The sequence below is a fragment of the Kaistella sp. genome (assembly GCF_032060305.1).
GTDB lineage: Bacteria > Bacteroidota > Bacteroidia > Flavobacteriales > Weeksellaceae > Kaistella > Kaistella yananensis.
The window spans coordinates 1-11,599 of sequence record NZ_DAMBHK010000073.1 but is presented as its reverse complement, the minus strand read 5'-3'; the positions used below and the strand labels follow the sequence as shown (position 1 = coordinate 11,599).

The following is an 11,599-nucleotide window of genomic DNA, read 5'->3' as shown; positions in this document are numbered from 1 at the left end:
ACTGAAATCAGTAAAAAGAGTAAAAGAATCTTCAAGAGAAACTTTAGAGGAAATTCTTGGTAAAAACCGTGGCGGCTTAGTTTGGGAGTATTTTAATGATAATCAGTAAGGGATTATTTTTGTGTGAAAATTTCTTTTTTGAAACTGCCATCATTATTGGCAACTTCAATAATAATGTTTCCATCTTCAAGATATCCTAAAGTCTGCGTACCATCCTGTAGTTGAATTCTGTACACCTCTTTTTTAGTAGACTCTTTAAAAATCGCATATGGCGTTGAATTATTTGGACTAACCAAAATAAACTGATTTTCTGAAATATAGATCCTGTTTAAATTTAATGTACCGTTACTGAAAGTTTGGGCTTTGCTTCCGGTTTTTACGTTGCTTATTTGGGTTTGGCTTGATGTTGATTTCACAGGTTCGGCTGCAATTGCTACGTTCTGTTTTGGAGTTACATTGGTAACTGCCAATTTCTCAGGATTTGAAGCAGGCAGATTTCTTAATGCCACATTTAAAGCATCTTTAAATCCGGGCTCATATTCTTTGATGTTTGATTTTCCTTCAAACGAAGCCACAGTTTTTCCGCTGCAGTCTTTGAAGTTTACCTGTATTTTGTTTTTTAGGAAGGTGCTGGTATCCTCAATTTCTGCTTTCAGCACACCGCATGGATTATTTTTGGCAGCATCTGGCCATGATTCATTGCTTTCACTGATGATCTCGTATTTCGCCGCCTTAAGTTTTGAGTTTAAAATCCCACTCAACCCGTATTTACCAGATTCTAAATTCCCGGTTTTGCTTGCTACAGAAACATATTCGTAATTCGAAATATTCTGGCCGTAAACTGCAGCAAAAGGAATGATAAACGATAATTGCAGGATTTTTTTCATGATAATTTATGTTTGATTTAACTTAAGAATGTTTATTTTTTAATAAATTTTTGAGAAAACCGGCTTCCGTTTTTAGTTGTGATTTCCATAATGTAATTTCCGGTGAGCAACCGCGAAATATCGATGGATTGGTCCTGACCGGTATATTTTCCACTCAGGATTTGTTTTCCCGTTGTGTCAAATATTTTGTATGTCTCGATTTGCGGGGCTTGGTTTTCTTTGATCTTAATAAATGATGTTGCTGGATTTGGGTATAAGATTAATTTGATCTTTTCGCCTCCCATCGCTGCATTTCCTGTACTGAGGTAAACTGGCAATTCGGTTTTCACCATATAAAGTTCTGTGCCGGAACTTTTGGTTTTTGCCACAAAATAAATATTGTCATCATAAGAATGTAATTTTAAAAGTTGATCATCGGAAGCGATCTGTTCGTCATTCAAAACATTAAGCGGCAGCGAAATAATGCTTTCAGTGGTGCCGTTTGTCCGCCAAACCTGCGGGTTATTTTCCCGAAGAAAATATAGATAATCTTTCGCACATGTTAAATTCGAAATCGAAGCGTCAGCATTATAGTTGATGATTTCTTTAGCCGAAGAGGTCGCGGTATTAATGCTCCAAAGCACGCGCAGCTTATCGTCATATGTTCCGTTTCCGACATAAATCTGATTTCCACATTTTTTAAAGGAAGTCTGGGTCCCAAAAAAGTTAGCACTGAGCAGATTGGTGGGCTCCGACTGCAGATCATTAAATCTGAAAACACTTCCATAACCGAGCTGAGACAAAATATATAATTTCCCATCATCGATTAACGTATTGTCGGCAACATTCCAGTCGCCGTATCCCCAGTCATTTGTGGGGAAAGGAATTTCTTTTATCTGCTCGGTATCTCCATTAAAGGCCCAGAGTTTCGTGTTTTTAGCCACTAATAGATGATTGTCAAAGACTTGTAAAAGTCGTGGAACATTGCTGTAGTAATCATTATCCGGAATGTCGAAAGCGATTTTTGTTCCGGTCGCGGAGCCGTCGGTTTTCCAGATCTGTGTTTGGTAATCTGCCGTATACACCGTGAAATATACATTGCCTTTGTATGAAATACTTTTGGCGTTTTGAACTGTGGAACCAGTCGGGATTTCTTTGATGAGTTCTACGGTCTTACTCTCTACATTGTTTTTCCAGACGCGAATGTTTTTTTCCGGATTGGAGCTGTAGGTCGTCACGATGAGCGCTTCATCATTGAGATTTCCAAAAGAAGCAGAACTGTCAAAAGTTTGAGGAAGCGATAAAAACTGCGTCTGCGTTTCCTCACCGTTTGTTTTTGCCAAAGCGCTCGTATATTCCGAAGGTTTTACGTAATAATATGTGCCTACTTTAAAAAGATCGCCCGTTGGCACGCTGTTCCAGCTCGGACTTTGCTTAATGACTTTTGGGATGTCACCTTTAGTGGTAATGCTGTAAAACTGGTTTCCAAACTCACCATCATTAGCGGTGAAAATGAGAGAGTTTTGTGCCGTGGTCTGCAGGTTCGACGGGAAACTTCCTATTTCATGTTGACTGTCTTTAAAAAGTAAAATTTCTGCAGTAGCCGGATCGAACTGAGATAACTCCAGACCAAATTTTTTGGTGTACAGATTAAAGATCAGTTTGTTGTCCTTTTCAACCGCATCGTGCAGTCGTGTTTCGTTGAGGGCGGTTACATTTAGATTTTCATCAAGCAGATAAAATAAGTTATGGGAGGCATTTTCAAGGAGCAGAAGTTTATTTTCCGGAAAATATTTCAGAAAATTCGGGCGAGCATAATCCGGGATTATGATATTTGTCGAAACCGTTCCCGCCATGGTACCGTCTGTTTTCCACAGCCTGTTCCGTTCGTTTATATTCGGGAAAAAGTAAACCGAATCTCCCAAAATCTGCAAACCTGTCCCTTCATTAACCGAGCTTGCAAAATGCATGGTAGCGTTTAAAGCCTTCGTGTTTTCGGCAGTTCCATCGGTGGCAAAAAGATTATTACCGTCAGTTGAGGTGTTACCAAAGAAAATAAGCTTATTGTTCAGAACCTTGCCGGAATTCACTCCATTGGTCTTAAAAATAAACTTTGCTTTTTTTGTGGCATTATCCAGGGCCCACAAACCATTTCTAGTTCCACTTGAGTCCTGGCCGTAGAAAAACAGTTGACCATTTAAAATATAACAGTCCAGATCTACATGTACGGTCAGCTGGTCATTTGTATCTAAAGATTTTATTTTAAAGGTGCCCGAAGTACCGCCGTCGGTCATCCAAAGTTCATTTTTATACGATGCATCTTTTGCGGCAAACACAAAATAAGACTGGTAAGGAAACGGTTTTTTCTCTAGTTCACCTGCCGTCGGCATAAGTAGTTGAGTTCCTGCCGTTGAACCATCAGAAATATAAACTGTTTTATTTCCGGTAATGATGATTTTTTCCGTATTTGAAGTCATTTGCATGACATAATTATCGGGAAATCCGAAAACCTTCCGGGTACCGTCCGTAGTTCCATTAGTTTCCCAAAGTTCATATTTGGAGTTTATTTCTGCGAGGAAGTAGGTTTTTCCTTTAAATAAAAGAAATTGGGGATCGTGCCCGAAAGGTGAGCTCGCATACGGCACAAGCTCTTTCAGAAGCGTTGTTTTTTTTGTGGTGAAATTGTAAGACCAAAGTTCGTAATTCATATTCCAATACCCTGGCGACATATCATTTTTGGCACCGGCGAAAAGAATTTGATCGTTATATTTAAATAAATTCCGGGCATCTAAGCCACTTTGGTAATTGATTTCGTACAATTCAGCATCGAGCTGTTGAGAAAAACCGAGTGTATAAAATACAGAAAGGACGAGGATGTAGATTTTTTTCATAGGAAAGTGGAATTAGTTCCGGAAATCTCCCATGTCGAGTTTTAAGGAGAAAAAGTTGGAGTAAAAATTAGAGCCGCCAATCCCGGAATTGGTAATGGCGTAATCAAGTGTGAGGCCCTGATATTTAATGCCGATTCCCGCACTGGGCTGAAAAGAAACTTTGCGTTTTAAACTTTCGATATCGGTAATATTCTGAAATCTGTTCACGCCTACACGCACGAAAATCATGTCCTGAAATTTCAGTTCCGCGCCTGCGTAAGGGGTGATACTGGCAAAATCTGTTGAAATCACGGCGGCTGTTTTTGCAAAATCAACATTCAAACCGGCTTCCGGGAGTAGTTCCAGATCACGGTTGATCTCAAAATTCTTGCTGATTCCCAAATTCAGTTTCGGCATCGTGATTTCCATTTTATCTTTTGGCGCAGGATTGAATTCCTCGCCATTAACTACTGCCGAAAGTTCATCCTGGTTCACGGTCCAGAAGTTCACTGTCGTAGTAGCATCCCGCAGCATTGCGCCGTAATTTATGCCATTGTCAGCGTTATAAAGCACTCCAAGATCAAACCCAAAACCGTAACCGCTTGCAAATTTTCCTACATTTCTGTAAACCATTTTTGCATTTACACCAATTGATAGCCGGTGACTGCCAGGTCGGAATGCATAGGAAAGGAGTGCCGCGTAATCAGACTGTGAGAAACTGCTGATCTTATCGTAATCGATGTTCCCTTCCGAATCAATCATTTGCGTGGTATTCAGGATATTGTCAACTCCAAGGCGAACAACTGAAATGGCGAAAACGCCACCGTTATTATCCAAAGGCTTCGCAAAAGCAATATAATCGTATTTTGCAATCGACTCGAAATATTCGGCGTGCATTGCAGCACCCTGCCAGTCGCGGTCAATATCAATTAAACCTGCCGGGTTCCACATAGGCGAATACACATCGTTCTGGTTCGAAATTACCGCACCGCCCATCGCAAGTCCGCGGGCGCCTGCACCAATATTGAGAAATTCGTTGGAGTATTTCCTGATGATCTGCGCATCAGAAAAAATTCCTGAAAAAATAAAGAGTCCAAAGAATATTTTTTTCATCAAATTTCAACTTTTTGTGTGTTTGCTGTTTTCCTTGCTTTAATAACTCCATTGGCAACAATGGCTAAAATCATGATGAGAGAGGCAATATAAAATACCGGACTCATCTGCTCTGAATCACCAAAGATAAAAAAAGCAAGAATAATCCCATAAACAGGTTCTAAATTAACAGTGAGTATTAAAGTGAACGGAGAGATGTATTTCATCAGTTTTATCGATTCCAACATCGGGAAAGCGGTGAAAACACTTGCCAATAATAAGATTAACGATAAATCACGGTAACTTATTTCATTAAGTTGGCTAATTTGCCCAGTTACAAGGTAAAAGACGCTTAAAATAAGGAATCCTGCAAAAATTTCGTAGAAGATGATGTTTCCAGAACTCGTTTTTCCATAGATTTTACCATTGAAAACTGAAAATATGGTTCCGAAGAGGGCAGTGAGGATCCCAAAGAAAATCCCTTCTTTGTAATGGAATTCGGTTTTGAAAATCATTCCCATACAGATCACAATTACGATTCCCATGATGACTTCGGAAATATCGATTTTCCGTTTGAAAATAATGGGTTCTAAAACCGCCGCAAAAAGAGTAGATAGTGAAAGACAACTCAGCGCAATTGAAACATTAGAAACTTTTATCGAATGAAAGAAAAAAAGCCAGTGAAAAGCCATGAATCCACCAATGATTGAAAGCTGTATCAAAAGTTTCCGGGAGATTTTTAAGCTGTCACGCTTGAAAAAACGGATGAAGACAAAAAGAAAAAACGCAGCAAAAAGCATTCGGTAAAAAACCAGGATTTGCGCATTTACATGAATGAGTTTCCCCAAAATTGCAGTGAAACCCCATAAAAAAACGATAAGATGCAACCTGAAAAGCGCGGAATTTTTTAACACTGCCATTATTTTTTCAATTCATGCAAATCTACAAATCTCTTTTAAAATTTCAGTTAAAATATTGAATTTGATAGCAATAAATTAAGGAGCAAAAACCCCAAAAGTCTGTTGAACTTTTGGGGCCTTCAAATAATAAACTATTAAAAAAATAAATTAGGAACTGAATTCAAAAAATTTATGAAACTATTTAGGTTTTGTAAATCTGTAACGGGAAATCTGCGTAAATATTTTCCAAAAAAAGGTTATTAAATGTTAAAATATGATAATTAATTTTCTGTGATTCAAACATTTACTGCAAAGCATTATCAATAAAGGAATTACAATTAAAAATCTTATCTTTAGAAAAATTTTTTTCACGGATGGATATCGAATTTAATAAAAGAGAAGATCAAAATAAATTAAAACTTGCAGAAATCAATAGGTTATTTGCAGAGATAAAAAAAGGCGGGGGCGAAAAACGTTTGCAAAAGCAGCGCGACGAAGGAAAATTAACCGCCCGCGAAAGAATTGAATACCTTCTTGACAAAAATTCAGAATCCATAGAAATCGGTGGATTTGCAGGTTATGGGATGTATGAAGAAGAGGGCGGCTGCCCAAGTGCAGGTGTTGTTGTCGTGATGGGATATGTATCAGGAAAACAGTGTCTTATCGTAGCGAACGATGCTTCGGTAAAAGCGGGCGCCTGGTTTCCGATCACTGCGAAAAAGAATCTTCGGGCCCAGGAAATTTCAATGGAAAATAAATTACCAATAATTTATCTTGTAGATTCTGCAGGTGTTTATCTGCCGATGCAGGACGAAATTTTTCCAGATAAAGAACATTTCGGAAGAATTTTCCGTAATAATGCGAAAATGAGTTCCATGGGGATCGTACAGATTTCGGCTGTCATGGGAAGCTGTGTTGCCGGCGGTGCCTATCTCCCGATTATGAGCGATGAAGCCATGATTGTAGATAAAACAGGCTCTATATTTTTGGCCGGAAGTTATCTTGTAAAAGCCGCCATCGGTGAAAACATCGACAATGAAACTTTGGGAGGTGCAACCACGCACTGCGAGATCTCCGGAGTTACCGATTATAAAGCCAAAGACGATCAAGACGCGTTGGACCGTATTAAGAATATCATGAAAACAATTGGTAGCTATGAGAAAGCAGGCTTCGACCGGATTGAAAGTTTCCCCCCGAAAGAAGATATCAGCAATATTTTCGGACATATGCCGGCGTCCAGAGCCGATCAGTACGATACTTACAATATTATTAAATGCCTTGTCGACAATTCCGAATATGAGGAATACAAACCGGATTACGGTAAAACCATTATCTGCGCCACAGCAAGAATCGATGGCTGGAGCGTGGGGATTGTCGCCAATCAAAGAAAACTGGTAAAAAGCGGAAAAGGTGAAATGCAGTTTGGGGGCGTGATTTATTCAGACTCTGCTGACAAAGCGACAAGATTTATTGCCAACTGCAACCAAAGAAAAATTCCGTTGATTTTCCTTCAGGATGTTACCGGATTTATGGTAGGATCCAAATCAGAACACGGCGGAATTATTAAAGACGGTGCGAAAATGGTGAACGCGGTAGCCAATTCTGTTGTTCCTAAATTTACCGTCATCACAGGAAATTCTTATGGGGCAGGAAATTATGCGATGTGTGGTAAGGCTTATGATCCAAGACTGATCGTTGCATGGCCATGGAGCGAGCTTGCAGTAATGGGCGGAAGCCAGGCTGCAAAAGTTTTGGCCCAAATTCAGGAATCTACTTTAAAGAAACAGGGAAAGGAAATCAGCGAAGAAGAACATAAGGAAATCCTCGATACAATTTCGAAAAGATATCAGAAACAGACCGAACCTACGTACGCCGCTGCAAGACTGTGGACCGACGCTATTATTAATCCGGTCGACACGCGCACCTGGATCTCCATGGGAATTGAAGCTGCTGATCATGCGCCGATTACAGAAAAATTTAATTTAGGCGTTATTCAGGTTTAAATATAAATAAACATCATTCATCATGAAAAAAATTCTATTCCTGCTCACATTATTGAGTTTTACTTACGGTTTTTCGCAGTGTTTTATTGAAGGCAGCCCGCAGATCAAGGTAGGTGAATCCCACGTTTATACCATAAAAAATAATACAGCACAGTGCAACGATTGCCATCAGTGGAGTTCGTTCGGTGGAAATATTACCCTGGAAGGTGATGTAAAACAGAATACCGTTAAAATAAAAGGCAACGCCCCCGGCAAAACCATTCTTTCCTTGGAAATGATTTCTGATAAAGGAATTTTGCGTTGCAGTAAAACAGTTGATGTTTTAACGCCGCCTTCGCAGGAAATTAATGCGTTTTCTACCGGCTGTGATATAGGTTTAGACGGTTTCAGGGAAGTGAAAGTAAGCGATGGGGTGGTATCGTTTGTTCCGGCAAAAACGGAAGCCAGTCTGAAATATGAATGGACCGCTGTTTATGATAACGGAGATGAAATAAAAGCTGCTGAGCATACGCCTCAGTTCAGCTATTCGAAAGAAAACGGGATAAAAACGCTGATGTTGCGCGTAACATCATCAAAATGTATGCGGAACTTTACTAAAACTTATGATGCGAATTACTGGAAATTCTACTAAGTTTCACTTATAAAAAAAAGATTCAGGAATATTTCTGAATCTTTTTTTTACCTTAACTTTAATCTTAACCAATTCTCACACTGGTCATGCTCAAACTTCCGCCGATGAGTTCGTCGTTGAACAGCGAGAGGTTTTCGGATTTTTCTTTCAAACCTAAAGAATAAATAAGAGGCAGGTAATGATCCGGACTTGGTACCGCGGTTTGCAGTGCAATTCCTTGTTTTTGATAATCAATAAGATTCTGGAAATTGCCGTCTAAAAGCCAGTTATTGGTTTTTTCGCGCGCTTCAACAGCCCAGTCCCAGCCGGCACCTACCGTGTTAATATTTTTCCAGTCAATCATTCTTAAGTTATGCACGATATTTCCGCTGCCGATGATGAGAATTCCTTTTTCTCTTAATTTCTGTAGTTTTTTTGCAAGGTCAAAATGATATTGCGGCGGTTTGGTGTAATCAATACTCAACTGGATTACAGGGATTTCTGCGTTCGGGTACAAATGTTTAATAACGCTCCACGCACCATGGTCGAGGCCCCAGCTGTGGTCTTCTTCCACGATTTCGGGAAGCAGGAGTTCTGCGGTTTCCTTAGCCAGTTCAGGATTTCCCGGAGCAGGATACTGCACCTCGAAAAGTTCTTTCGGGAAGCCATAGAAATCGTGAATGGTTTTCGGGTTTTGCATTGCGGTAACAAAAGTCCCGTTCGTGAACCAGTGTGCAGAAATACACAGAATGGCGTTGGGTTTTGGGATTTCCCGGGAAATAGTACGAAAACCCTGCACAAACTGGTTTTCTTCAATGGCATTCATCGGCGAACCATGCCCGAGAAACAGAACCGGCATTTTTTCGGTGGTGGTAAACTGCTGAGAAATATTTTCTAAATCGTTAAGGTTCATCCTGATAATTATTTAAAAATGAAAAGAGTTCACCGAAGCATAAAAACTTTGGTGAACTCTAAAAAAATAAACTATGAATTACTTTTATGCTTTTACGAACTGCAGTTCACCTGCGATTTTCACTTCGTCAGAAACCATTACACCACCTGCTTCCAGCGCTGCGTTCCAGTTAAGACCGAAGTCGCTTCTATTAATTTTTCCTTCGAAAGAGAAACCAGCTTTGGTCTGCCCCCAAGGATCTACGTTAATTCCACCAAAATCAACATCCAGTTTCACCGGTTTTGTAACACCGTTAATCGTAAGATTTCCGGTAACCTCCTCATTTAAAGAATCGGTTTCAAAGGTAATTTGGGGATGAGCCTCCGCATTGAAAAATTCTGCTGATTTCAGGTGATTGTCTCGGTCGGTATTGTTAGTACTGATGGATGAAGTATCAATACTTGCGCTTGCTTTTACATTTTTGAAGTTTTCGTCTTCACTTTCCAGATCTACGTTAAAGTTTTTAAATTCACCTTTTACGTTAGAAATCATCATGTGTCTTACTTTGAAAGTAATTTCACTGTGCGACGGGTCTAAATTCCATTTTGTTGACATAATATTTTATTTTTTGGTTGTTATTTAATTTTGATACTGCAAAGATAACTTCAGCACCAATCTCCTGCATTGATGTAAGATAAGAAAGATCACTGATCTTATGATGCGATTATTTACACTCTAAATTTATCCAATAAAACATATTTGTAAGAAAATTTAATATTATTTAACGCAGTAAGGTTTTCTTTTCAGTATTTTTGAGTAAACTTTACGTATGAACCGCTGGCTTTCGTTTGTTCTTTTCTTCAACGTTTTTATCCTGAATTATGCTCAGCAAAAAGACAGCTTAGGGATAGAAAACCGTCCTTTGAGTTTTAATTTGAAAAAAACCATTGTTCCGGTTGCGCTGATGACCTCCGGAATTATTTTCGATGGAAACGGCAGAGAATCCCTGAAAAATGAGGTGTTAGAAGAACGTAACGAGCATCTTTTCGGTTTTACCAATCATCTTGATGATTATGCCCAGTTTGCGCCTTTTTTTGCGCTTTACGGTTTCGAACTTGGAGGAATGAAACCCCGTACCGACTGGAAAAACCGAACCGCGATTTTAATGAAAGCCCAGTTCGTAAACCTCGGTCTGGTTTATGTCCTAAAAACCACCCTGAAAAGAACCCGTCCGGACGGCACCGCATTTTCCTTCCCGTCGGGTCATACCGCAAACGTATTTGCAGGCGCTACCATGCTCGCCATTGAGTATGGTGAAAATCATAAGTGGGTTCCTTACGTTTCTTATGCATTCGCCAGCGGAATCGGTGTGATGCGCATGGCAAACAACAAACATTACATTTCCGATGTGCTGTTCGGTGCAGGTTTGGGAATCTTATCGGTAAAAGCCGCATATTGGACCCATCAGTACCGATGGAACAGGCAAAAAAGTGAAAGCGATCCTTTTGCCGGAATCATTTACTAGCGCACAAATTAACATTCCTTAACAGATTCGTTTTTATTTTTTATTTTTAGCACATTAAATTTAAGAAATGAAATTTTCAAAATTACCTTTATTAGTGCTTGGTTTCGGGAGCTTATTGTTTGCGCAGAACCAGAAATATACCATGGCTGAAGCAGTGAACGGACTGCGCAGCAATCTGGCAATTAAAAGTATTCCGCAGTTTTCGTGGAGTGATGATGCGAAATCTTATATCCAGGGAACCAAAAATGCTTATCTGATTACTGAAGTACAGAGCATGAAAGCCGATACGTTGGTTTCATTATATCAGCTCAATAAAAATCTTGCTGCAGATAAAAAACTCAAATCTTTTCCGCAGGTAAAGTTTACCGGAAAAGATAAAGGATATTTTACCAGAGAAGGGAGGTATTTCCGGCTTGAAAAAACCGGTTCGGATTGGAAAATCACAGAATGGACTGCACTGAATGAAGGCGCAGAAAATGTAAAGGTTCTCTGCGATAACAAAACCATCGTTTATACCGTAAAGAACAATCTTTTCGTTAACAGAAACGGCAAAACCGTAGCCATTACAGATGATGAAAATACAGCGATTGTAAATGGGCAGGCCGTACACCGAAGCGAATTTGGTATTGATGGCGGAATTTTCGCTGCTCCGAGCAATAACAAGATTGCATTTTACAGAATGGATGAAAGTATGGTCACTGATTACCCGATCATCGACTGGGCTTCAACTCCTGCAAAAAATGTCAACATTAAATATCCAATGGCGGGAAATACTTCGCATCAGGTGACTTTGGGCGTGTATGACATTAATTCCCAGAAAAAAACCTTCCTGAATATTGAAG

General features: G+C 39.6%; 10 protein-coding genes. 4 read left to right on the top strand and 6 right to left on the bottom strand.

Going from position 1 to position 11,599, the window contains the following annotated elements:
* Positions 1 to 113 precede the first annotated feature (113 nt).
* From V5N63_RS09800 to V5N63_RS09785, 4 genes are read right to left on the bottom strand one after another with little or no spacing between them, the layout of a single operon-like run.
* A complete protein-coding gene (locus V5N63_RS09800) occupies positions 114 to 887 on the bottom strand; it encodes a hypothetical protein (protein ID WP_332033799.1) in 774 nt (257 codons plus the stop codon).
* A 32-nt stretch (positions 888 to 919) separates the two neighbouring features.
* Complete coding sequence (locus V5N63_RS09795) at positions 920 to 3,757, bottom strand: T9SS type A sorting domain-containing protein (protein ID WP_332033798.1); 2,838 nt, start codon at positions 3,755 to 3,757, stop codon at positions 920 to 922.
* 12 nt (positions 3,758 to 3,769) lie between these two features.
* On the bottom strand, positions 3,770 to 4,849 hold the full coding sequence (locus V5N63_RS09790; RefSeq protein WP_332033797.1) for a PorV/PorQ family protein: 1,080 nt from the start codon (positions 4,847 to 4,849) through the stop codon (positions 3,770 to 3,772).
* Positions 4,849 to 5,748, bottom strand: a complete 900-nt coding sequence (locus V5N63_RS09785; RefSeq protein ID WP_332033796.1) for a DMT family transporter — start codon at positions 5,746 to 5,748, stop codon at positions 4,849 to 4,851. Before V5N63_RS09785 ends, V5N63_RS09790 begins: the two co-directional genes overlap by 1 nt.
* 353 nt (positions 5,749 to 6,101) lie before the next feature.
* Between V5N63_RS09785 and V5N63_RS09780 the strand changes: the two genes are divergently transcribed.
* On the top strand, positions 6,102 to 7,730 hold the full coding sequence (locus V5N63_RS09780) for an acyl-CoA carboxylase subunit beta (RefSeq protein ID WP_332033795.1): 1,629 nt from the start codon (positions 6,102 to 6,104) through the stop codon (positions 7,728 to 7,730).
* Between the two features lie 22 nt (positions 7,731 to 7,752).
* Positions 7,753 to 8,361, top strand: coding sequence for a hypothetical protein (locus V5N63_RS09775; protein ID WP_332033794.1), 609 nt, complete (start codon positions 7,753 to 7,755; stop codon positions 8,359 to 8,361).
* A 64-nt stretch (positions 8,362 to 8,425) separates the two neighbouring features.
* Here the strand turns inward: V5N63_RS09775 and ygiD are convergent, their stop codons facing one another.
* Together ygiD and V5N63_RS09765 are read right to left on the bottom strand one after the other, a co-directional pair.
* On the bottom strand, positions 8,426 to 9,253 hold the full coding sequence (gene ygiD / locus V5N63_RS09770) for a 4,5-DOPA dioxygenase extradiol (protein ID WP_332033793.1): 828 nt from the start codon (positions 9,251 to 9,253) through the stop codon (positions 8,426 to 8,428).
* 84 nt (positions 9,254 to 9,337) lie between these two features.
* Positions 9,338 to 9,847 carry a YceI family protein gene (locus tag V5N63_RS09765; RefSeq protein WP_265143580.1) on the bottom strand — a complete coding sequence of 170 codons (510 nt, stop codon included), beginning with the start codon at positions 9,845 to 9,847 and terminating at the stop codon, positions 9,338 to 9,340.
* A 214-nt stretch (positions 9,848 to 10,061) separates the two neighbouring features.
* On the opposite strand from V5N63_RS09765, the gene V5N63_RS09760 reads away from it, so the two are divergent.
* Entirely contained in the window at positions 10,062 to 10,757 is a 696-nt protein-coding gene (locus V5N63_RS09760; protein WP_332033792.1) for a phosphatase PAP2 family protein, read from the top strand.
* A 67-nt stretch (positions 10,758 to 10,824) separates the two neighbouring features.
* Positions 10,825 to 11,599, top strand: a 775-nt coding sequence (locus V5N63_RS09755) for a DPP IV N-terminal domain-containing protein (RefSeq protein WP_332033791.1), incomplete at its 3' end; no start/stop codon positions are given.